General features: G+C 61.6%; 28 protein-coding genes. 7 read left to right on the top strand and 21 right to left on the bottom strand.

Features of this window, described 5'->3' with window-relative positions; genetic code table 11:
• Window positions 1-106 precede the first annotated feature (106 nt).
• Window positions 107-1,063, bottom strand: coding sequence for a DUF106 domain-containing protein (locus HYG81_RS24545; RefSeq protein ID WP_180842285.1), 957 nt, complete (start codon window positions 1,061-1,063; stop codon window positions 107-109).
• Window positions 1,064-1,332: 269 nt separating this feature from the next.
• Between HYG81_RS24545 and HYG81_RS24540 the strand changes: the two genes are divergently transcribed.
• The gene (locus HYG81_RS24540) at window positions 1,333-2,847 is read left to right on the top strand and encodes a DUF7289 family protein (protein ID WP_180842284.1); all 1,515 of its coding nucleotides are present in this window, start codon (window positions 1,333-1,335) and stop codon (window positions 2,845-2,847) included.
• A 57-nt stretch (window positions 2,848-2,904) separates the two neighbouring features.
• On the opposite strand, the gene HYG81_RS24535 is transcribed toward HYG81_RS24540, so the two are convergent.
• Window positions 2,905-3,540 carry an adenylate kinase gene (locus tag HYG81_RS24535; protein ID WP_180842283.1) on the bottom strand — a complete coding sequence of 212 codons (636 nt, stop codon included), beginning with the start codon at window positions 3,538-3,540 and terminating at the stop codon, window positions 2,905-2,907.
• A gap of 59 nt (window positions 3,541-3,599) precedes the next feature.
• Between HYG81_RS24535 and HYG81_RS24530 the strand changes: the two genes are divergently transcribed.
• The 4 genes from HYG81_RS24530 to HYG81_RS24515 all read left to right on the top strand — a co-directional run bounded on the left by HYG81_RS24530 (window position 3,600) and on the right by HYG81_RS24515 (window position 9,165).
• Window positions 3,600-4,064 (top strand): DUF7975 family protein, encoded by a 465-nt coding sequence (locus tag HYG81_RS24530; RefSeq protein WP_180842282.1) that lies wholly within the window; start codon window positions 3,600-3,602, stop codon window positions 4,062-4,064.
• 223 nt (window positions 4,065-4,287) lie between these two features.
• Complete coding sequence (locus HYG81_RS24525; protein ID WP_180842281.1) at window positions 4,288-5,331, top strand: universal stress protein; 1,044 nt, start codon at window positions 4,288-4,290, stop codon at window positions 5,329-5,331.
• Between the two features lie 307 nt (window positions 5,332-5,638).
• Window positions 5,639-6,670, top strand: a complete 1,032-nt coding sequence (coxB, locus tag HYG81_RS24520) for a cytochrome c oxidase subunit II (protein WP_180842280.1) — start codon at window positions 5,639-5,641, stop codon at window positions 6,668-6,670.
• Complete coding sequence (locus HYG81_RS24515; RefSeq protein ID WP_180842279.1) at window positions 6,670-9,165, top strand: cbb3-type cytochrome c oxidase subunit I; 2,496 nt, start codon at window positions 6,670-6,672, stop codon at window positions 9,163-9,165. The genes coxB and HYG81_RS24515 overlap by 1 nt, the downstream gene beginning before the upstream one ends.
• 342 nt (window positions 9,166-9,507) lie before the next feature.
• Here HYG81_RS24515 and HYG81_RS24510 read toward each other — a convergent pair whose 3' ends face one another.
• Window positions 9,508-9,795, bottom strand: coding sequence for a DUF7410 domain-containing protein (locus tag HYG81_RS24510; protein ID WP_180842278.1), 288 nt, complete (start codon window positions 9,793-9,795; stop codon window positions 9,508-9,510).
• Window positions 9,796-9,930: 135 nt separating this feature from the next.
• A complete protein-coding gene (locus HYG81_RS24505; RefSeq protein ID WP_180842277.1) occupies window positions 9,931-11,334 on the bottom strand; it encodes a hypothetical protein in 1,404 nt (467 codons plus the stop codon).
• 171 nt (window positions 11,335-11,505) lie between these two features.
• Between HYG81_RS24505 and HYG81_RS24500 the strand changes: the two genes are divergently transcribed.
• Window positions 11,506-11,772 carry a cytochrome C oxidase subunit IV family protein gene (locus tag HYG81_RS24500; protein ID WP_098725852.1) on the top strand — a complete coding sequence of 89 codons (267 nt, stop codon included), beginning with the start codon at window positions 11,506-11,508 and terminating at the stop codon, window positions 11,770-11,772.
• A 339-nt stretch (window positions 11,773-12,111) separates the two neighbouring features.
• Here HYG81_RS24500 and HYG81_RS24495 read toward each other — a convergent pair whose 3' ends face one another.
• The 3 genes from HYG81_RS24495 to HYG81_RS24485 form a co-directional block, all read right to left on the bottom strand.
• Window positions 12,112-12,441, bottom strand: a complete 330-nt coding sequence (locus HYG81_RS24495) for a hypothetical protein (protein WP_180842276.1) — start codon at window positions 12,439-12,441, stop codon at window positions 12,112-12,114.
• Window positions 12,442-12,508: 67 nt separating this feature from the next.
• Complete coding sequence (locus tag HYG81_RS24490) at window positions 12,509-13,069, bottom strand: uracil-DNA glycosylase (protein WP_180842275.1); 561 nt, start codon at window positions 13,067-13,069, stop codon at window positions 12,509-12,511.
• A gap of 48 nt (window positions 13,070-13,117) precedes the next feature.
• A complete protein-coding gene (locus HYG81_RS24485) occupies window positions 13,118-13,273 on the bottom strand; it encodes a hypothetical protein (protein ID WP_226777524.1) in 156 nt (51 codons plus the stop codon).
• Window positions 13,274-13,372: 99 nt separating this feature from the next.
• Here HYG81_RS24485 and HYG81_RS24480 point away from each other — a divergent pair, with 99 nt between their 5' ends.
• Entirely contained in the window at window positions 13,373-13,534 is a 162-nt protein-coding gene (locus tag HYG81_RS24480) for a hypothetical protein (RefSeq protein ID WP_180842274.1), read from the top strand.
• A 122-nt stretch (window positions 13,535-13,656) separates the two neighbouring features.
• Here HYG81_RS24480 and HYG81_RS24475 read toward each other — a convergent pair whose 3' ends face one another.
• The 14 genes from HYG81_RS24475 to rplX form a co-directional block, all read right to left on the bottom strand.
• On the bottom strand, window positions 13,657-14,172 hold the full coding sequence (locus HYG81_RS24475; RefSeq protein ID WP_180842273.1) for a hypothetical protein: 516 nt from the start codon (window positions 14,170-14,172) through the stop codon (window positions 13,657-13,659).
• Between the two features lie 123 nt (window positions 14,173-14,295).
• Window positions 14,296-15,756, bottom strand: a complete 1,461-nt coding sequence (secY, locus tag HYG81_RS24470; RefSeq protein WP_180842272.1) for a preprotein translocase subunit SecY — start codon at window positions 15,754-15,756, stop codon at window positions 14,296-14,298.
• A 2-nt stretch (window positions 15,757-15,758) separates the two neighbouring features.
• On the bottom strand, window positions 15,759-16,259 hold the full coding sequence (locus HYG81_RS24465) for an uL15m family ribosomal protein (protein WP_180842271.1): 501 nt from the start codon (window positions 16,257-16,259) through the stop codon (window positions 15,759-15,761).
• Window positions 16,260-16,261: 2 nt separating this feature from the next.
• Window positions 16,262-16,729: a 50S ribosomal protein L30 gene (locus tag HYG81_RS24460; RefSeq protein WP_180842270.1), complete on the bottom strand. Its 468-nt coding sequence runs from the start codon at window positions 16,727-16,729 to the stop codon at window positions 16,262-16,264.
• Window positions 16,726-17,379: a 30S ribosomal protein S5 gene (locus HYG81_RS24455; RefSeq protein ID WP_180842269.1), complete on the bottom strand. Its 654-nt coding sequence runs from the start codon at window positions 17,377-17,379 to the stop codon at window positions 16,726-16,728. The genes HYG81_RS24460 and HYG81_RS24455 overlap by 4 nt, the downstream gene beginning before the upstream one ends.
• Window positions 17,376-17,924 (bottom strand): 50S ribosomal protein L18, encoded by a 549-nt coding sequence (locus HYG81_RS24450; RefSeq protein ID WP_180842268.1) that lies wholly within the window; start codon window positions 17,922-17,924, stop codon window positions 17,376-17,378. Before HYG81_RS24450 ends, HYG81_RS24455 begins: the two co-directional genes overlap by 4 nt.
• Window positions 17,924-18,373 (bottom strand): 50S ribosomal protein L19e, encoded by a 450-nt coding sequence (locus tag HYG81_RS24445; protein WP_180842267.1) that lies wholly within the window; start codon window positions 18,371-18,373, stop codon window positions 17,924-17,926. Before HYG81_RS24445 ends, HYG81_RS24450 begins: the two co-directional genes overlap by 1 nt.
• Window positions 18,366-19,103 (bottom strand): 50S ribosomal protein L32e, encoded by a 738-nt coding sequence (locus tag HYG81_RS24440; RefSeq protein ID WP_180842266.1) that lies wholly within the window; start codon window positions 19,101-19,103, stop codon window positions 18,366-18,368. Before HYG81_RS24440 ends, HYG81_RS24445 begins: the two co-directional genes overlap by 8 nt.
• A gap of 3 nt (window positions 19,104-19,106) precedes the next feature.
• Complete coding sequence (locus tag HYG81_RS24435) at window positions 19,107-19,640, bottom strand: 50S ribosomal protein L6 (RefSeq protein WP_180842265.1); 534 nt, start codon at window positions 19,638-19,640, stop codon at window positions 19,107-19,109.
• A gap of 2 nt (window positions 19,641-19,642) precedes the next feature.
• Complete coding sequence (locus tag HYG81_RS24430; protein ID WP_180842264.1) at window positions 19,643-20,035, bottom strand: 30S ribosomal protein S8; 393 nt, start codon at window positions 20,033-20,035, stop codon at window positions 19,643-19,645.
• A gap of 1 nt (window position 20,036) precedes the next feature.
• Window positions 20,037-20,219 (bottom strand): 30S ribosomal protein S14, encoded by a 183-nt coding sequence (locus HYG81_RS24425; protein WP_098725837.1) that lies wholly within the window; start codon window positions 20,217-20,219, stop codon window positions 20,037-20,039.
• Window positions 20,212-20,751 (bottom strand): 50S ribosomal protein L5, encoded by a 540-nt coding sequence (locus HYG81_RS24420; RefSeq protein WP_180842263.1) that lies wholly within the window; start codon window positions 20,749-20,751, stop codon window positions 20,212-20,214. The genes HYG81_RS24425 and HYG81_RS24420 overlap by 8 nt, the downstream gene beginning before the upstream one ends.
• Window positions 20,748-21,476, bottom strand: coding sequence for a 30S ribosomal protein S4e (locus tag HYG81_RS24415; protein WP_180842262.1), 729 nt, complete (start codon window positions 21,474-21,476; stop codon window positions 20,748-20,750). Before HYG81_RS24415 ends, HYG81_RS24420 begins: the two co-directional genes overlap by 4 nt.
• Window positions 21,473-21,829 (bottom strand): 50S ribosomal protein L24, encoded by a 357-nt coding sequence (gene rplX, locus HYG81_RS24410; protein WP_180842261.1) that lies wholly within the window; start codon window positions 21,827-21,829, stop codon window positions 21,473-21,475. Before rplX ends, HYG81_RS24415 begins: the two co-directional genes overlap by 4 nt.

Here is a 21,829-nt window from a genome sequence, read left to right as displayed (position 1 = left end):
GTCGATCTGCGAGGGGGCAGGTGAAATGGGTTTTGAATGCGCGAGGCGCATCGGCCCAGCACGAAACGAATGAGAAGAGACGAGCGTCGGGAGCTGACGGATCAGCTCAGGTGTTCGACGGCGACATATCGATGTTCAGTGACTTCCGAATCAGCTGGGAGAACCCCATCGAGCACAGGAAGTACCAGACAATCCATGCCTGCATCGGTCCGAGCACTCCCTCCTGCCACTCGATCTCGCCGACGAGGGGCATCACGACGGTCTCCTCTGCAGTTCCGATGGCGCCCGTCCGGATCGTCCAGTACATCCAGAGGAACAGCGGAATCGTCAACAGCATGATCCAGACCATCGGGCGGAACTGCTCTTTGAACATGCCCAGATTGTCCGCCATGGCCTCCATCTGCTCCTCGCGGGCCTTCTCGATCTCGTTCTCGATGCGTTCGATTTCGGCCTCGCTCGCGCCGCGTTCCTCGGCGTCTTTCTTTTTCTCGCGGAGTTCCTTCTGTTCGTTTTGGACGGACTTCATCCGCTCTTGATACTTGCCCATGACCTCCGTGTTCATCAGGTTCGCCTGGAGCAGCGACGAGTAGAGGCCGGTAATCAGTGCAACGGAGAGGATTACGGCGTAGAACGGCAACGCCGCATCGAGCGGCCCGAGAACCGTGTTGACCGCGTTCCCGACGACGTTCTGAATCGAATCGAACCAGTAGCCGGGCATCAACAGGACCGCACCGAGACCCGCCAGCTTGTCCCACTGCGACCAGCTCGATTCGTCCTCGTCGATATCGATGTCGGCCGCGGCACCGCTGCCGCCGTCGCCATCACCGTCGAGGGCCCGGTCGTAGGCCTCACGATCGGCGATTTCGAACCCCTCGTCGCCGTCGACTAACACTCCTTTCTCGATCAGGCGCCCCCACTGGCCGCTCGTCAACTCGTCGTTGACGTCGGCCCACTGGACCTCGCCGCCGTTCCTGTCGGCTTCCTCGCGGATCGACTCGAGGGCGGCCGCCATCGAGGAATCCTCGCGGACGAGGGCGTCGATCTTCTCGGCTGTACGCGTCATCTGGTTTGTGCTAGGGTGGGTCCGATATACAAGTGTTTTTCTTCGGTGGCCCCAGCCAGTCTGCGAAGCGAACAAAAGCTGATTTCGTTGATCACACGTAGTTCGCACTTGATGACTGTATTGTTGTGAATAGTAGGTAACCATAATGAGCAGTAAATGGCAAGAGACAACTGATTGAAATCATAATCATCTCTGTTCCATAACCGATATAAACTGTTTGATCAGTCGAACCTTTTATCATAAGGATTCGCGAATGTGGAAGGCGTATAATGGGTTCACGAAGCGATGGCGGAGTTGTGATTCCGTCGATACGCGGACAGTCTACACTGCTCGGTCTCGTGTTGCTGATTGGGATGGTCGCCGCCATCAGCGTTGGTATTCTGCTCGTCGCGGGAGACGCCATGAGTAGTGCGGAACAACAGTCGGAAAACGAGCGTATCGAACAATCGTTCGTTGAACTGAGCCAGCAGATGTCGACCGTTTCGATCAGCCGCGACACGCCGCGGTCAATGGCGTTTGATGCCGGCGATAGCGGAGCGATCGTGAAGACGAACACGGCCTACATCAATATCTCCGGTGATAACCGTACTACATCGATTCAGGTCGGTGCAATCGAGTATCAGGGCGATGACGGCACTAGGATCGCGTTTCAGGCGGGCGGCGTGTTCCGCGAAACGGGAAGTGAAACTCGGGTCGTCTCGAAACCCCCGCTCGAATACGATACAGAGACGAGTACATTTTCGTTCCCTGTCCTGAAACTCGAGGAGGACACAGAACTCACCTCGGGTGACGTGACGTTCGACTATGTGGATAGTACTGCACATCGCAACACATCGTACGTCGAAGGGAGTACGATCAAGGTCAACATTACGAGCGAGTACTGTGTCGGATGGCAGACCTATTTTGAGGAGGAAATGGAGAAAGCGGATGGACGAGCGATTCAGGAAGCATGTAGTGAAGGGGAAGAAAACACCCTCCGAGTCGAACTAGGACGGATGGACATTCCCGAAGGTACATTCGAAGACGGGATCGTCGCTGGGAATGTGTCCGGACGTGACGTACATACGGAGGATGTCGATATCAGCAAAACAAACGAGACTCTCCCGCCGCTAGATCCCATGATCGAACAGATGGTGTCGGATATGAGAGATAATGACAGCGTCACGGATCTAAGCGAGGTCGAAGAGACGGCAACGAGCGGCACGTACTATACGGATAGCGCCACGATCAATGATGAGTTGACTTTCAATCTTTCCGACGGGGACGCGACGCTCATCGTCGAAGATGAACTTATCGTTAGCGGCGGCAATCTCCACGTTACGAACTGGAACCAGCCTGGTGAGAACCATACTCTACAGATCTACGTAAAGAAAGGGCTACACGTCGATGGTGGAAATAGCGAGATGTGTGTCGATCCCTGTTCATCAACCAGCGTAGACTCGAAGTACCTTCAAGTATATGGGACGTCAGAAACTCATATCGCGATCGGGAAAGGGAAGTCATATTTCGAGGGAATGATATACGCACCGGGCGATGGGTCATTTGAGGGATCGAACAATTACATCACTAACTTAGATGGACAGTTCGCATTGCAATCCAACGGCAACATGGATGGGTCGATCGTCGTCTCGTCCGCCCACATCCACAGTAAGGCGCCGGAGGGAGTGTACGACGAATCGCTCAGGTCATTCAGCCCGGAAGTGTCGCCAGAGGGATATGTCTTCCCACCAAAACTGTCGTATCTCAACATCGCTGAACATAGGATCGAAGTGAAAAACAAGTGACTAAAACGTGGCGCAGTATCGAAATCGATGTTTCAGTATAGAACGTGTCTGATCGTTCTACGCGGCGTCTTCGATCGTTTCCTTCACGTCTTCCCAGACCTCATCTGGAGCCTGCTCGCCATCGATCCGCTCGAGCACGCCTTCCTCCTCGTAATACTCGATAACGGGCTCGGTGTTCTCGTGGAATACAGACAGTCGCTCCCGAACTGTCTCCTCGGTGTCGTCGTCGCGCTGAACGAGTCGTTCCTCGACCTCACGATCCTCGGCCGGGTTGTACTCGACGTGGTAGATGTCGCCCGTTTCGGGGTCCATGCGTCGGCCCGTCAGCCGGTGGACGAGTTCCTCCTCGCCGACCTCGAGGGAGAGGACGACGTCGAGGTCGGTCATGTCCTCGAGTTCCTCGGCCTGCTCTAAGTTCCGCGGATAGCCGTCGAGGACGAAGCCGTCGGCCTGGGAAAGGGCCTCGTCGACGATGGCGTTGACGACCTCGTCGGGGACGAGTTCGCCCTGATCCATGTACTCGCCCGGCGTGTCGTACTCAGTGTCCATGTCGGAGATATCCATCTCCTTGTTGTTCCGGAGCGCGTCGCCGGTAGTGATGTGATCGACGTCGAACTCCTCGGTGATCTTTGCACTCTGGGTCCCTTTCCCGGCCCCGGGCGCGCCCAGGATCAGGATTCGTGGCTGAGCCATACGCCACCGTTCATGGGCACCACATAAAGACTTAAAGAATCGGGCACGACCCTCCGACTATGACTCGCTTCGATGCGGCCGAGCCCGCCGAGCGTCGGAAACTGTACGTCGATGCCATCGCTGCCCATCGCGAACGTGGAAGCGCCTTTCTGACACTCGAGGCCGACGACGCTATCCCTGAGGCGGAGACAGATGCTGGCGACGAGGCAAAGACAGCGCTCGAGACCGAGGGCGAATCGGACGACGCGTCCGCTGCCGAGCTGGGCGTTCCATGGGTCCAGTTCGGTGACGGAACGGTCAACCTCGACTGTACGGACGCGGAACTGGAGACGTTGAAGACCGTCCTCGGGGAGTTTCCGGCGTTCAAGATCGACGAACTTCTCCGGCCCGAGGAGGCAGCGGGGGTCAACGCTCGGATCAGCGCGAAGGCGGACTCGAATCGGATCGCCCAGTTCGTCGACGACGTCTTCCTCGAGGTGTACGACCTGCCCTCGGAGTTTCGCGTCTGGGCCGTCGAGGTGTGAACGGCCACGAATCCTCGATCGAGGCCGTGATGCCGGGATGAACGGTCTCGGGGAACTACAAGACGAAACAGTACAAGAGTCGATATGGACTTCGCACGACGGCCCGACCGACCCCTCGAGAAACGGAGCTATCCCCAATTCAGTTACGGCGGTCGATGTCCGGACTGGGGTCCGCCATCGACGACCGTTCGACGACCAGTGACCGACGGTCACCGCTCTTACAATGACTGACGAAGAGTTAGCGACGGATCTCGGTCCGCTGGCCATGCTGACGATCGGCGTCGGGACGGCGATCGTCGCCGCGCTCTGGCATCTGTTCGATACCCGCGATACGACCGAAGAACAGGACGCCCTCACTGAGTTCATTCGCAACCAGACCGACGAAATGCCCAAACCCGCCGTCACCGCCGCCACGAGCGTCAAACCCGACGGCGGACGCTACCGCGTGATGGTCCCCGTCGCGAACCCGGATCACGAGACGGACCTGATCACGCTCGCCAGCACGATCGCTAAACAGAGAGGAGGTACCGTCGTCGCGATCCACATCGTCCAGGTCCCCGATCAGACGCCCCTCGAGAAGGGTGCCGACCACGTGGCCGAGTTCGACGCCGAATCCAAACAGCTCCTCGAACAGGCTCGACGGGACGCCGAACCGTTCGGGGTCGATGTCGAAACGAGAACGATCCTCTCACATCGGTCGTTCGACGAGGTGTTCGACGCTGCACAGACGACCGATGCTGACCTCGTCGTGATGGGATGGGGGCCTCGCGCACACGGGCGTGCGGAACAGCGTCGAAACGAGCTCGTCGGTGAGCTCCCGTGTGACTTCCTCGTCTACAAGAATCGCGGGTTCGACGCGTCGCGCATCCTCGTGCCGACCGCCGGCGGACCCGACTCCGAACTCGGTGCGACCGTCGCCAAGTTGCTCGCCGACGAGTACGACAGCGACGTCTCGTTGCTGTACATTCGCGACGACGACGAGTCGACCGCCGACGCCGAAGCCTTCCTCGAGGACTGGGCGACCGATCACGAGCTCGCAGATGCAACGCTGCTCATCGAAGCCGGAGATCCTGGAACTGCTATCCAGCGGGCCGCTCGAGACCGGACGCTGGTGATCGTCGGTGCGACCGAACGGGGCCTCCTCACCCGACTCCTGAGGAACTCGTTGATCGACGACGTCGCCGAAACCGTCGACTGCTCGGTGGTGCTCGCCCAGCGCCGCCACGCCCGATCGCTCCGTGAACGCCTCTTCGGCTGGCGGGCGTAAAAGCTCTCGTCGAATCGACAGCCGGCCAAGTACGGCACCTCCCATTTTGGTTTTCACTGACACGAACGTGTTCGCCAGAATCACCAGTAATCCGTTGCTGAACGGACCGATCCGAACGGAACAACGATAAACAAAAGGTCATCGGCACCAACGACCACGTGATGTGGAAACCTGACGGAGTCGAGTGGACCACCGATCGGACTTCGAACCAGAATCTGACTCGAAAACCGGGCTCATCCGGGCGGTTTCCAAATAGATAAGTGCCCCCAGCAACCATCGTCCGACATATAACTGGCCGACAAAAGAGATGAATACAATCTATAGCGCACTCATTGCCCCGATGCAGCGGACCCGCGTCGACGTGTTCGAGAATATCTTCGTGGTATTCCTCGGACTCGGGACGCTCGTCGGTATCATCGTTGTCGCGTACATGTTGTACAACGCGTACAAATATCGCGATACCGGCGAGACCGACGAAGACGAGGATCTGCCATCCGTTGGGGAGTTACCGACAGGCGGAAAGGGCGGGAAAAAATTGTTCCTCTCGTTCGGCATCAGCGCCGTCATCGTCATTTCACTGGTGATCTGGACGTACACGATGCTCCTGTACGTCGAGGACCCCGACACGACCGAGCAGGAGAAGGCGCTCGAGGGACCAGTCGAAGTGACCGGTGATAGCTTCGCGTGGTACTTCGAGTACGACAACGGGATCGAATCGACGACTACACTTCGGGTCCCCGCGGACGAACGAGTCTGGCTTCAGGTGACGTCTGGCGACGTCTGGCACGCGTTCGGTATCCCCGATCAACGGGTGAAAGCCGACGCGATCCCGGGCGAGTACGACGAAACGTGGTTCGAGGCCGATGAGGCCGACCAGACACAGGAGATCAAGTGTTTCGAGCTCTGTGGCGAGTTCCACACCACGATGACCGGAGAGGTGCAGGTCATGGAGCCCGATGCGTTCGAAGACTGGATGAACGAGCAGCTAACGATGTCGATTACGGTTCAAGACGGGAACGAGACTCCCGTCTCCGAAGAAACCGGATACGGGGATGTCGGATACGAGATGACCCTCGAGAGTCAGGAGTGGGAGTTCGAAGAGACGTACACGGACGACCAGTTCAACAACGGGACGATCGAGGTCAGTAACGTCAGCGACATCGAGCGAGGCGGCGTCTACAACGTGACGATCACGCCGACCGACGACGGCCAGCAGTTCGAACCGGTCGAGGAGCAGTTCGACATGACCGGTCCGGTCGACGAGTCCTTCACGCTCGAGCTGAACGCGACGGAAAGTGAAACCAATGAAAGCGACACGAACGACGGAGGTGAGGCCTGATGAGTGATCTCCCGCCGATGAATTCGGTCAAGCGGTGGTTGGTGACGACGAACCACAAGGACGTCGGGATCCTCTACATCACGACATCACTGTTCTTCCTCATCTTCGGTGGTGTCCTCGCCCTGCTGTTCCGTGCCCACCTCTGGGAGTCGGGCGGGATGCAGTTCGGCGGAAGCACGCTGCTGTCGAACGATCAGTACTATCAGTCGGTCTCTGCGCACGGGCTGATAATGGTCTTCTGGTTCCTCTCGCCGATCGCGAGCGGCTTTGCGAACTACTTCGTTCCCCTGCAGATCGGCGCGAAAGACCTCGCGTTCCCACGACTGAACGCCCTGAGTTACTGGTTCTACCTGTTCTCGGGCATCCTCATGGGAATCTCGTTCTTCCAGGGAGGCACGTTCGCCGGCGGCTGGACGATGTACGCCCCATTGAACGTTCCGACGTATACACCAGCGATAGGCGCGACTGCTGGCAGTAACGCGACGATTCTCGCACTGACTCTGTTCGTCGTGTCGATCACGATCGGGTCGGTAAACTTCCTCGTGACGATGCACCGGTCTCGAGCCGAGGGGCTCGGCCTCTGGAACATCCCGATGTTCTCGTGGTCGTGGCTGCTGACCATCTGGATGATGCTGTTCGCGTTCGCGGCACTGCTGGCAGCGCTCCTGTTGCTGTCAGTCGACCGCCTGTTCCTCACACAGTACTTTGCTACGGACCAGGGCTCGAGCCTGTTGTGGGCCCACCTCTTCTGGTTCTTCGGCCATCCGGAGGTGTACATCGTCTTCTTCCCGGCGCTGGGAATCATGTTCGAGACGTTCCAGACCTTCTGTGGTCGACGACTCGTCGGCCGGAAGTGGGTCATCATCGCGATGGTCCTGGTGGCCGTCCAGTCCTTCCTGGTCTGGATGCACCACATGTTCCTGTCGACGATCAACCTCCCGATCAAGACGCTGTTCATGGCGACGACGATCGGTATCTCGCTGCCCTTCGACCTGATGGTCTTCGCGCTGATCTACACGATGGTCAAGGGTCGCGTGCGCTTTACGACGCCGTTCCTGTTCTCGCTGGGTGCGCTCGTGTTGTTCATCCTCGGTGGGATCACCGGCGTCTTCCTCGGTGCAGTCGTCCTCGACTACGAGTTCCGGGGCACCTACTGGGTCGTCGCTCACTTCCACTACGTAATGGTCTCCGGTGTCACCGCGCTGTTCGGTGGCCTCTACTACTGGTGGCCCAAGATCAGCGGGAAGATGTACGACGAACGGCTCGGCAAGCTCAGTTTCGCCGTCTACTTCCTCGGCTTCAACCTGCTGTACTTCCCGATGTTCCTCGCGTGGGAGACGCCGCGGCGCGTCTTCCACTACGCCGAGAGCGCACAGATCTACCACCAGATGGCGACCGTCGGGGCGTTCGTCCTCGGTGCGGGAGTACTGCTCGTGTTCATCACGCTCGGGAAGAGCTTCCTGTCCGGCCCCGACGCGCCAGACAACCCGTGGACGTTCTCGCGAACCGCCGAGTGGGCGATTCCCTCGCCCCCGCCGCTCGAGAACTGGCCGAACCGACCCAGCTACGCGAGCGGTCGCCTCGAGTTCGTCGACGACGCACCCACGGCGACTGACGGCGGCGTCGCCCACGGAGCGACCACGACGGCCGAGAGCCACGAGGAGGAACACGCCGATCACGCCAGCATCTGGCCGCTCGGCATCGGTGCCGGGACCTTCGTTTTCTTCCTCGGGCTCAGCGGGATCACGCCGTACGTCTTCTCGTTCGTCGAGTCCAACATCGCGAGTGATGTCGGCGACTTCGTGAGCCTGGCCTCGGCACCCAACCAGAGTATCGTCTACCCGATACTGACCGCGCTCGGACTCGGCCTGATGGGGGTCACGCTGTTCCAGTTCGGCCGCGAGCAGTTCGACGCTCCCGAGATGGCCATCGCTGAACGCTGGCCGTTCGGCGGCATCAGCAACGAAAAGATGGGCGTCTGGGTCTTCCTGGCCTCTGACGTCGTGGTCTTCGGGGCCGCGATCGGTGCGTACATCTTCATGCGCATCCACAGCGGCTGGGGTAACTGGCACCTCGAGTCGATCACCATGGCGGGGCTGTTCAACACGTACGTCCTGCTCACCTCGAGTTTCACGGTCATCCTCGCACACGTGATGGCCGAACGCGGAAACAAGAAGGGGCTGCTCGGCGCGCTCAGCGCGACGGTCCTGCTTGGGTTCGTGTTCATGGGCGTCAAGGCCTTCGAGTACAGCAGCAAGTTCGCTGACAATCATTACTGGTTCAGCGGAATCGAGTACTCGCTGTACTTCGTGACGACCGGCCTGCACGCGCTCCACGTCATCCTCGGACTGTTGATCGCCGGGTTCATGATCTACCGCGTCGTCTCGATCGACGCCTACCTCGAGGATCATATGCCAGTGGAGTACTTCGGTCTCTACTGGCACTTCGTCGACATCGTGTGGGTCTTCCTGTTCCCACTGTTCTACCTGATGTAGCGGTCCGCCGCTACACGGGTTCGTTCTGCGCTCGGTTGCAGTTTCGTTTGTTCTGACGAGGACGAAGACGAGAGTGCGAGTTCTCGACATCGCGTTCGCCGACGACACTCGTCGGTACCGAAACTGTGTCCCGCTCAGTCGTTTGATTCCCCGCTACTCGAGAGGCGACAGCTCCACCGGATCCTGACGATTGAACCAACTCGAGAAGGCGGCGAGATAGCATAAAACCGGTAAACGAAATCGGCCACACATTTCGACAATGACGTGCGAGACGGAGCGACGATCGGACGAGGAGAGTGCGGCATCGACAGCCGAGTGACGAGCACGACTCGAGTCCGGGCGTTAGCCGGCCCAGACCAGCGCATAGATGAACGTAAACAGGAAGTAGACCAGAAACACGGAGATGGCCGCCTTGAAGTGAAACGTGAAGAGGTCGTACTCCTCGTCGTCGCGTTCGGCTTCGAACGCCTCGTATTCGTCCTCGGAACACTCCTCGGCGTGGTCGACACCGATATGGAACGTGGCGTATCGTTCGGATTGAAACGGCCGTCCGCAGTACGGACAGGTCTCGCCGGGCGTTTCCTCCGGTGGTACCTCGTACTCCCGCTCGAGTGGCCGATTGGTCGCCATTCGATCGACAATTGCGAGAGCGAGAGGAAGTGTTTGCCGGTTCAGTAGTCCGAGCGGTCAGTAGGGGACAAATCAGTAATTTGGACGATTAGAGGGCCGAAGCGGGAACAATGCCGAGGAGCTGATTGCGGGAGATTACCCTGGAACGTACGGTGGACTCATCGATCCCTGCGAGACAAGATAGAGGCTTACCATCGTGAAAAATACCATCACGACGATGAGCGGATACTGGCTCCTGATCGCCTGAAGTTTGCCGGGGAAGAGATCGAAGGAGACGGTGTGGGAGATCCACACCGCGAGAACGTGCCCGAGCAGGATACCAGCGATCTCGACGTAGCCGAACCAGCCCGGGAGCGTGTACCGGGTTGGGTTCGGCGGCGGATTCAGCGGCATCGCCAGCGCGTCGAACAACGACGGCCACAGCGAGATCGCGAAGCCGATATAGTGTGCGAAGTGGTAGCCGGCCGCAATCGCGAGCAGCGGCGCGGCAAAGCGGAGCCCGAGATATCGACTGGAGAGATACGTCTCGGCCCGATCGCGGGTCCGGTCGATCGCGATCCAGTACACCTTCCAGAACAGGCCGAAGCCACCGACGAGCAAGAGCAGGTAGACGATCACCGGCGGGAGGCCGAGCCCAACCAGCGTTTCGACGGTCCGAACGCCGACCGGAGTGACGATAAACCCACTGTAGGTAAGCTCCCAGACGAGCGCGAGCACGAACGCCACGACGGAGGTGTCGGGTATCAGGTCGTCGTCGCTCAGCCGTGAGCCGGGAAACCGCAGTTCGAACCCGTCGTCCGTGCGCTGGATCGGCGCGACGGCCCCGTAGAGTCGAAACCACAGCGAGAGCGGATCGCCGCGACGGAACCACGTCTCGGGGGAGAAGATTACCGCACTCGAGATCGTAAACAGCGAGTACATGACGAGGACAGATACCAGCGCTCGCGCCGACAAGGTCAGCGGGGCGACGACCTCGAGCCAGACGAACGTCAACAGCGCCACGACGGCGGGCCAGGAGCCGAAGGCCGATGGGTACGATTCGTAGCCGTTCGGCAGCGCCGCGGCGATCCGTCGCCAGGGGTTGAGCGCCGGCCACGGGTTTCCGATGGCGTACGCGGCGATCGTCAGTAACGCCCGCCCGCCGACGAACGTCAGCAGAACGGTCGCGCTGACGAGTCCGATATTCGGACCGCTGATCCCGGCGACGAGAATAATCGCGAGTCCCAGGAGACCGAGGACGCCGAACAGGAGCGAGCCCGCAGTCAGGAGCCGATCCGTCGTGGTCTCGAGCGCCCGGTCGTGGTAGGTTCCGATCACGTCGCGATCGGTGACGAGCATGGTCAACAGCGCCGAGGCGCCGATGGCACCGCCGCCGGTCGCGAGGTAGAGCCACGTCGGGACGGACACGTCGCCACCGCCACCGGAGAGGCCGGCGGCGACGTTGCTCGCGGCGGCGAGGCCGGTGCTCGCGGCGAGGACCGCGAGGGCGAACGCGAACGCGATACCGGTCCGGCGAACGAGAGCCGAACGTCCACTCATTGCCGGCGATTCGCGCCCGCGGCCCATCTACGTGTCGCTTCCGTGTGGCCACCGTTGACCCCGCTGGGTGTCGGTCTGACACGCACCTCCAGCGGTCGCGTATATGCCGGCCAGCCCGGCGAGCGATCGTATGAGGAAGGTATAAGTATCCGTCAGCCGCATTCCACACCAATGGCGAGTATTCGGAACTACGCATTGATTTACGTGGCACTGATACTGCTGGCGACGGGGAAGTTCGTCTTCTTCCACTTCCCGGAAATATTCACCTACGAGCTCGCAGTGGGTGGCACGATGATTCTGGCAGTCATCAAGGTATCCCTGATCGCTGGCTACTTCCAGCACCTGAAAGACGAGCCGCGGTCGATCACCTACCTGATGCTCACCGCGGTGTTCATGGTGGTCCTGCTCACTCTCGCAGCAGGGTACTCGATTCAGTAACGCGGCTCTCGACGGCAGTCGGCTGGAAACCGAAATTGTGTCTTCTCTCGCCGTTTCAGACGATATCAACTCCGATCTCTCGTTGGAACAGACTCGTTGCTTACAACGCAGGTGACTCGACCGGTCGACAGCGACATCCGTGGCGGAACAGGCTCGCGATGACCTCGATCGGATCCATGTCGCCGGCGGAACGGACGCCGGCTACCGGTGGGAGACCCCGTTCGCTGGCGAGCGATTCGGGTCCGGATTTTCTCGAGGTAATCGAAAAGAAACCCCTGTCGCTCGAGAATCGTCAGTAATACTGGGACGCCACTGGTCCACAGGTCGACCCGCCGCCGCTTACCGTTCGAACTCGTCGTCGCGGCCGTCCGAACGACCATCGTCCGCCTCGAGTTCGGGGTCCTCGTCCGATGCGACGCTTTCCGCCGAAAACTCGGCCCTAAGCTGGACCGCATCGTCGGTGACCTCGTCGATGGCGTCGTCCTCGAGCGGGACGATATCGCCGGACGAGGGCTCCCAGTCGAGTACGGCCTTGATCGATTCCGTCATTTCCGGTTCCGGATCGACGTGTGCGGTCGCCGCGTCGACAGTGGCGACGGTACCGAGCGTCTCGCCGTCCGCGCTCTCGACGGGCTTGCCGACATCGTCGTCAGTGAGGGACGAATCCATCACGTGGGCCATACCACCGCTCCCAAGAAGCCCTTCTGCCTGCACGGTCCGACGACCCAGATTCTGCTCACGCCAACTCGAGAGCTGTCTGCAGATCCGACTCTATGGCGTCGACTTTGCTGCGGTCGTACAGCGCCGCCGCGGGATGGAACGCCGGCACGACGGAGCGGCCCTCGCGCTCGAATTCGCGCCCGTGGAGGTCGGTGATCGTCTCGTCGGTGTCGAGAAGCTCGGTCGTCGCGAAACTTCCCAACGGGACGAGCACGTTCGGATCGACGCGTTCGATCTCCGCCTCGAGCACCGGCCACCAGGCCTCGATCTCGTCGACGTGGGGATCGCGGTTCTCCGGCGGCCGTACCTTGACGAGATTGGTGATATAGAGGTCGCGGCGGTCGGAGCCGATCGCCTCGAGCGCTCGATCGAGCTGCTGGCCGGCCTGGCCGACGAAGGGTTCGCCCTGAGTAACTTCCTGCTTGCCCGGGGCCTCGCCAACGAGCATGGCATCCGCCGACAGCGGCCCGATCCCGGGGACGAACCGTTCCGGATCGAACTGGTCGTCGGGCACCGCCTCGAGCACCGTTTCGAACTCCGCGTCGAACTCCCAGTCGGTCGCGGTTCGGTCGCTCATCGAGTGGGGCTCCGACCGCGTCGAGGAAACACCTTTTCGCTGCGCACGCTACCCGACGGGTCGGTCGAAACGGCGGCCGTCGCTCGACGGGTAGATCCGACGCCGACGGCTGGGGTACCGCTCGCTCGAGGTAGTCGCCCACCGATCCGTCGGTCCCGTGCCGGTCGGCGAGCGGTCCTCTCGCCGGGAACCGTCGATGACCACCGGAGACCACGCCGGTCGATGGCCCGCTCGAGACGGATCGCGGGCGGGCACATGCATGCTGTAGCGCTTTCCCTCGAACGGACGGATGGTGAAGAACAGATGGCATTCAAACCGCCGATCGAGTGTCCGATCTGCCGTGACGTACTGGAACTCGATCGGACGCTCGAGGACCACCTCGTCGGGGCCCACACCCACGACGAAGTCGCCCGCTATCTTGCTACCCTCCACGACCAGGTCGAGATGCAGCCGGTCTCGGACTGAGCAGCGCCGGCAGTCAAACGCGGTCCGATCGCTCGCGTCGACAGCGATCGGTCTCGCCCCCGCGTCTCACGTGGCGTTTGCAGACTGCGCGTCCCCATCGTGACGCGAGAGCGGAGCGGACGTCACCCCGTTTCGTCGACCGTGTACGCCGAAATCCAGGGCGGCATCGACCGGTCTTTCGACCACTCGAACAGGTGCCGTTTCTCGTTCGCGTAGTAGTACCGGTAGGCATCGACGTAGTCGTCAGCCGTCCACGCTCCCGTCACCTGCGGCGGATCCTCGCGGCCCTCGGCCGGCCACTCGAGGCCGCGAACGCGATCCACGTCGAGGGAGCGAACGGTCGCCCAGCAGCCGTGTCGGTCCGTCGATTCGTGATCCCAGCGGTAGCGCCACTCCTCGTGAGCCGCCTCGGTGTAGTCTCGAAGGGACCGCCAGTTAGCGGCCGATCGCGCTGCCCAGCGCGTCAGCGGGTGATTCGGATGGGTGAAGTACAGCGCGTCTGATTCGGGGTAGCCGTTTTGCTGGACCGCGGTCGTTAGCACCATCGAACACTCGAAGACGCTGCTCATAACGTGGCGATCGACGAGCCACGCCGCGGCTCGCTCGAGGTCGCGATCGAGCCAGAAGGCGTTGACCATGTGTCGGGTACGTCACACAGCGGGTTATGTCCCTCACCGCGTACAGCGTGGTACCGACTGGTAAATGGAGCAATAGAGCAGCCGCTCACGGACCGAAGAACGGAAAGAGAAACGAGAGCGGGGTTACTCGCCGCCGAACATATCGCGCATCATCGGATGCATCTCCATCATCTGCTCCTCGGCGATCTCCTCGTACAGCTTGTACGTGATGGAGACCGCCAGCAGCAGCCCGGTACCACTCACACCGCCGATGGTACCGAGCATGTTGGCCCAGACGGCCAGCAGGCCGACCAGCGCGCCGCCGATGACGGTCACTTGCGGAATGTACCGTTCCATGACCTTCTCGATGACGCCCACGTTCTGTCGGAAACCGGGGATCTGCATCCCGGAGTTCTGGATCTGCTTCGCCGTCGATTCGGGCCCCATGTCCGTCGTCTCGACCCAGAAGATGGCGAAGATCGCACCACCGACGACCATGAAGGTAACGTCGATACCGATCCGGATCATCGCTTGCCACCACTCCTGGGTGAAGTTAGCGGACCACCACATCCAGTCTTGGGGCGAGTAGATCGGAGATACGTAGTAGAAGAACCCGCCGTCGGGTTGTCCACTCGAGTAACTACCGAGCCAGGCGGGCATCCCGTCCCACTGGCGGTTGAGGATCTGCCCCATGAACTGGACGTTCGCCTGCACTGCGCGAACGAGGATCATCGGCAGGACGCTCGCGTAAATGAGCTTCACGGGGAACCGACCACGGGCACCCTTGACTCGAGCGTGACTCAATGGGATCTCGACGCGGACTGACTCCGCGTAGACGACGATCCCGAAGATCAGCAGCGTCGTCAGCAAGGCGATGATCTGCCCATCGCCGATCAGTAGCGTCTGCAAGCCACTGCCACCGATGATCGAGCCGATTTCGACCTGTCCGGTCAGGATGCGGTACCAGTCGTAGAAGAACCCGCCCGGAACGGGATTGATGAGCCCGGAGACCAGTCGCTGGCTCACGCCAGCGATGATGAACAGGCCGATCCCGCTGCCGACGCCCCACTTGCTGACGACCTCGTCCATGTAGAGGATGAGGATACCGCCAACGACGATCTGGGCGAACATCAGGAACTGCACCTGTGTCTGATCGAGGGTGAGCCCGCCGAGCTGGAGCTGCGGCACTGCTGGCAGGAAGCCGCCGGCGAACACCATCGGGAGCCCGGTCAGGATGACCATCATGACGACCAGTACCTTCTGGAGGCCCTGATAGAGGACCTGGTCACGGGGATCGTCCGTATCGAGCCCGAGCAGGTTCGCACCGCCGAGCAACTGCAAGACGATGCTCGCGGTGACGATCGGTCCGATACCGACCTGTAGCACCGATCCGTGCGCCCCGGCGAGGATCGCACGGAACTGTCCGAAGAGGTCGTCCGCTCCCCCGGACTGGAACCCGAGCAGCGAGATGTTCGTCAGGAAGAAGTACAACATGAGGATGCCGACCGTCCACATCAGCTTCCGCTTGAAGGGGACGTGCCCCTCCGGACGGCGTACTGTTGGCATCCTCGTCAGGACCGGTTCAGCGGCTTCCTTCCATCCCATAGTTATTCCTCGTCCTGTTCAGTGTCGGCTTCGTCGTCCTCGGCCTCGGCGGCTCGCTCCTCGCCGCGCTCGGAGAGGATCGCTTCACCGCCGGCGGACTCGAGTTTCTCTGCTGCCGTCTCGGAGAAGGCGTCCGCAGTGATCGTCAGCTGGTTGCGGACCTGCCCGGAGCCGAGGACCTTGACGACGTCGACCTCGTGGCCGTCCTCGACGACGTCGCGTGCGTCGAGTGCGTAGCCGTCGTCGGTCTCTTCAGCGAGGTCCTCTGCGGCGTAGAGGATCGCGTCCTCGTCTAGCTTCTGGACGTCGATCTCCGCGACCGTCTCGCGGATGTCGTGAGGTCGCTTGAAGCCGTGTTTGCCCTTCGGTTCGTAGTTGTGGAACTCGTGTTTGCTGCGCCCGGCACGGCCGCGGCCACCACGGTGGCCCGCACCGCGTCGGTTCTTGTGGGAACCGCCGCTGTGGGTCCGCGATCCGCGCTGGCGTCGTTTTTTGCTCGTCATAGTTATCGCATCGATTCTAGGAGGTCGTTAATCTCCCCGGTTGTATGTTTTCCGAGTTGGCCGCCCTCGACGGTCGGCTTTTTGATACCGTCGTGACCCCCCCGCGGTGGGTGGAGTCGAAGCGTCGGTGACAGTCCCTCGTCACGAAGTGTCGTCTCCTCGTCGAGCAGCGCGTCGGCCAGTTCACCGAAGGTGTCGTACTCGGTGTTGTCGGCCAGCCACTCCTCGTCGACGTCCGCCTGCTTGCCCTCGAGGGGCTCCGCTCGCTTCGCGAGCAGAGTCTCGAGCACGTCGGCGTCGGGCTCTCCGACGGCGACGTAGTCGTTGACCTTGGCGATCATCCCCTCGTACGGGTCGGTTTCGGGGACGAGCGTGCAGTGGTTGACGTTGTGGATGTTGAGCATCGACAGGGTGTCCTGAACGTCTTCCTGTCGGTTCACTTCGCCACGGATCTGAACGATCGCTTTCATTGGTCAGCCACCTCGGCTTCGTCACGGCCGCCTCGTTGTCGCGGCTGTCGCGACTGCGAGGCGTTCTCGAGCGCGTTGTACGTCGCTTTCGCGAGATTGACCGTCGTTCGAGTGTTGCCGTGGCTCTTGGTCCAGGCGTTCTCGATGCCGGCCAGTTCGAGGACGTGACGGACGGTGTCGCTGGCGGCCAGTCCGAGCCCTTCGGGGGCCGGAATGACCTCGACCTCGACGGAGCCGGCCTTGCCGGTCGTCTTCCGCGTCAGCGAGTGGGGCCGATCCGAGCGGTCCTCCCAGGAGCCCGAGCCGCGGGGCACCTTGATCATGTTCAGCTTCGCGATACCGATCGCCTTCTGGATGGCAGAGCCGACCTGGTCGTCTCGACCCTCGGCGTAGCCGACGAAACCGTTACGGTCGCCGACGGCGACGACGCAGCGGAACTTCACGCGTCGTCCGGAGTCAGTCATCCGCTGGACCATGTTGATGTCCAGCACTTCGTCTTCCAGTCCGGGAAGGAGCTGGTCGACGAGTTCGGGTTCCTTCAGCGGGAGGCCCGAGTTGAGGGCGGTTTCCATGTCCTCGATTTCGCCCTCCTGGACCTTCCGACCGAGACGGGTGACGGGCTCCCATCCTCTATCGTTGTAGTTGCTCATTCGAGAATCGCCTCTCGTACCTCGTCGAAGTGTTCGGGGAGATCCGCTGCGTCGAACTCGCCGCTGTACAGCGGCTCGTCGAGCTGTTCGGCGTACTCGGCGATATGCTCGCCGCGCGTTCGCGACCAGTCCGCGAGTACGCTATCGTTGTGCGGGATCTCGAGGCCGGCGTCGATCGCGCCCTCCTGTACCGCGAACACCTTGTTGCCGGGCGTCGCCGTGTTGAGGCCGATGTCGAGGACCGCTTCCTCGACACCGGCGTCGACGGCTCGCTGGCCGGCCAGCAGGCCGGTCAGATACGCCGCGGAAATGTTGCTTGTGGGGGCGTCCCAGCCGTACTCCGCCAGATCGCTCGAGTGCGCGCTTGCAAGCGTCTCGTCTCCCTGAGGTCCGGGAGTGATCAGCTGCGCCGTAGTGTGCTTGTTACTCTTGCGAGCAACGAGGCGGGGCTTTCCCGATTTCAGCAGGCGCAACCTCTGGTGGTAGTCCGTCCGGACCTCACGGCGACGCCGCATCGGCACTTTGTATCGTGGTCCTGTCGCCATTATTGGTCACCGAAGTTGTCGTCGATATAGTTCAACAGGTACTGGACGCTACGGAACTCCCCGCCGCCCGCCTTCTTGTAGAGCGTGCGGTACTGCGTGGGCGTCAGTTCGCCCTTGTCGCGGAGGTCGCGTAGCTTCCGTCGCTGTGCGCGGATCTTCTTCTGCCACTCTTCTTTCTCGTTCTGGCGGGCGCCTTTCTTGCCGCGGCGCTTGCCCTGGCCGTTCTGATGGCCGTAGGCGCGTTTCGCGTTGCGCTCACGGGCGCGGCCGCGAGAGTTGCCCGAGGGTTCGTCGGCCTGAATGCGACCCTCGTCGACGAGATCGCGGATCTCGTCACGAGTGATCGCTTCGGCGATGTCTCCCTGCGCGTCCGGGTCGAACCAGACGCGGTTCTTGCCGACGTCCATGACGTCGGCCGCCAGTCGCTTCTGTGCACTCAGATCAGTCATCTGTTTCCACCTCGACTTCTTCGTAGGTCGGGTTCAGGACGCGCACGCCCTGGTCTTCCGCTTCCTCTTCGATCCGTTCGCGCTTGCGCGCGCCGACCGCAGAGGCGATCCGAACCGCTTCGCTGTCGCCGTCGACGCCCTCGAGGTCGCCGAGATTCTCGACGTAGACTTCCTCGAAGCCGCTGGGGTGTTTGCCCCGGACGGCCGTCGGCGTTCGGTAGCCGGCTTCGACTTTCGGACCTTTGCCCTTGACGCCGCGGCGCTGCTTGGACAGCTGGCCGCGGGGTCGACGCCAGGACTCCGGCGTCCGCTTTTTCTTGTGGTAGTCCTGCCGCTTGAACTGCGGTTTCCCCTCGACGTGTCGACGGTTGAGGAGTCGCTCCTCGTTCTCGGACAGGTCGGGCGTCTTCTCGGTCAGCCCGCGTGGCTGCAGTTCCGTCTCGACGTCTTCGTCGGGTTCTTCTTCTTCGGCGCCCTCGTCTTCGATCTCGGCCTCGGTCTCGTCGGTGACCTCGAGGTCGCCGACGTCGGCTTTGATACGGGCCGCGAGCGCGTTCCCGACGCCGTCGGCATCGGCCAGGTCGTCCTGGTCGGCATCCTTGACGTCCTCGATGGACTCGAAACCGGCATCGCGCAGTGCGTCCGCTTTGCTCTCGCCGACGCCGCTGATGTCCTCGAGCGTCTGCGGCTCGTCCGAGTCTTGCTCGTCGTTCGATTGATCGTCTGCCATCTATCAGACACCTCCTTTGGCGGGTTTAGTGGTGATGTAGACCCCGTCCTGGAAGACGCGGGTGTCCTTGCCGCTGACCTTCGTCAGCTGCTCGATGTCGGCCGCCGTCTGTCCGACGTGCTCCTTGTTGGGGCCGGACAGGACGAGCTGCTCGTCGTCGACGGTAACGTCGGTCTCACCGTGGATAGTCGTTCGTCGCGGTGCCTTTTCGCCGAGGAAGTTCTCGATGACGATCTCCTCGCCTTCCACACGGACCTGCATCGGGAAGTGAGAGTAGAAGACTTCCATCTCGTACTCCCAGCCCTCGGTCACGCCGTGGACTGCGTTTCGGATGTGGCTCTCGAAGGTGCCGACGGTCGAATTCGTCTTCGCGTCCTCGGCACTGCTTTCGATGACCACCTGATCGTCGTCGGTCTCGACGGTCACGTCGGGGTACCAGAGGCGGCGCGTCACGCTGCCTTCCGGCCCTTCGACGGTCACGTCGAACCGATCGACCTCGACGGTTACGTTCTCGGGGATTTCCAGTTCTACTCGCATGGTCAGTAGACGTATGCGATCACCTGGCCCCCAATACCCTGTTCGCGAGCCTCGTAGTGGCTCATAATGCCACTGCTCGTCGTGACGACGAGGGCACCGAAGTCTCGAGCGGGGAGATAGCGCTTCTCCCACTTCTCGAAGCCCTCGGAGCCGACGGCGTAGCGGGGCTTGATGGGGCCGCACTGGTTGATCGCTCCTTTCAATTCGACCTCGAACTGACCGGCTTTACCGTCGTCGACGTACTCGAAGCCGTCGATGTACCCGCGGTCGTAGAAGACCTCGAGTACGCTGCCGATTTCGTTCGAGGCGGGCGTTACCTCGTGGGTGAGATGACCCACACTCTCGGCGTTATCGATTCCCGAGAGCGCGTTGCTGAGTGGATCGTTTCCGGTCATGTTATCTGTACTTCCTGAATCCCATGTCGCGGGCGATCTCGCGGAAGCACTGTCGGCAGAGGTTGATGTCGTACTTCCCGACAAGTCCCTGCTCGCGGCCACAGCGCTGACAAGACTCGATCTGTCCCGTCCGCTTTGCTGCGTGCTCGCCCGTGCGGTCGTTTTCTGTTTCGCTTTCACTCATCGTCTGTGCCCTCTACGGTCACGTCGAAGTTCCCCTCGAGGAACGCGATGGCGTCCTCAGGGGTCAATCGGTGGCTCGAGGGGATCGATCGGGTCGCCTTATCGCGTTTGGCGATGCGGTAGCCCGGACGCACCAGGTTGACGGTGACGTCCAGCCCGTAGATCCCGACGTTCGGGTCGTACTCCTGGCTGGGGAAGTCGGTGTGTTCCGCGACACCGAAGCTGAAGTTCCCCGTGTCGTCGAACTGCGACGACGAGATGTTCGACAGCGGGAGCGCTGTCTCGAGGAAGTCGTGTGCGTCCTGGTCGCGAAGGGTGACCTTCGCGCCGATCGGATCGCCCTGTCGAATGCCGAAGTCAGGTTCGGTCCGCTTGGCCTGCGTGCGGACGCTCTCCTGGCCGGTGACCGTTTCGATGATGTCCTCGGCCTTGCCGAGTTCGCGACCACCCTGACCGACGCCCATGTGGACGACGACCTTCTCGACGCGGGGCTCGCGCATTTCGTGGAAGTCAGCGTTGCTGGCTTCGCTCATTCGTCATCACCTGTGTTCGCGGATTCCTCGTCCGCGTCGCCAGTGAAGTTCTCGTCGATGACGACGACGTACTCTTCGACGGTTTCGAAGCCGCCGTCGTCCATGGAGACACCGACGCTGTTCGAGCCGCTGCCCGGCGTGATGTCGATCGCGTCGATCTCGCCGACCTTGCCGCCGTGGTTGCCACGGACGGCCGTCACGAGCGCACCTTCCTCGTAGGGGAAGTGTGCGACGACGGATTTGTCGTCGTTGTCGACGACGATCGAGTCCTTCGGGCGGTACTCGTCGGAATCGGTGAGGACGTTCGTCCCGTCGTGGAGGGTCAGCTGCGTCTCGCCACCCGGAACCTGCTGTTTGCCCTCGATCTTGCCGAGGCGGCTCCCTGCGGCGTCCTCGTCGATTTCGGTCAGCGCGAGCCGACCGCCCTCGTCGGGGAAGACGCGGTAGTACTCCTCGCGACCAGGGAACGCAACGATGTCGAACATGCCGATCGGGCGCTGTTCGTCGTTGATCGCGTCCCCGTTGATGAGGATCGAGTCCTCCGAGAGGGCGTAGCGCGCTTCCTTCCGCGAGTCCACGTAGCCGAGCACGTCCCGCAGGAGGACGACGAGCGGCACGCCGTCCTCGCCGTGCGGGCCGGCACCGGCCTTCACCGTGAAGGTCTCGGTCTTCCGCTCGACCGGCCAGGACTTCGGAACTGACAGTCGCTTCTGGTGTTTCGTCATTCGGTATCACCTTCGAGACGCGACTCGCGACGCTCGTCCTCGAGGTCGAGCTCCGTGAGACGGACGTTCGACGGGTCCAGCGGCCGCGGCACTTCTTCGCCGTCGGCCGTCTCGACCGTCACGTCCTCGACGTGGATGGTTCCATCCTCGAGAATCGCGCGCATGACCTCGCCTTCCTCGCCGGCGAAGTCGCCGCGCATGACCTCGACCGTGTCGCCCGCGTTGACGCGGGTTCGACGGGTGTCGTACTCCTCGCGGAGGTCGTCGGACAGCGTCGCGTGCAGCTGCTTTCCTCGCTGGTGCAGCGGCGCGTTTCTCGTCTTCGTTCGCTGTTTGTCTGGTTGCGTGGTCAT

Origin of the sequence: Natrinema zhouii (assembly GCF_013456555.2) — an archaeon.
Taxonomy (GTDB): domain Archaea; phylum Halobacteriota; class Halobacteria; order Halobacteriales; family Natrialbaceae; genus Natrinema; species Natrinema zhouii.
The sequence above is the reverse complement of the archived record's forward strand: the minus strand, read 5'-3'. Positions and strand labels throughout refer to the sequence as shown.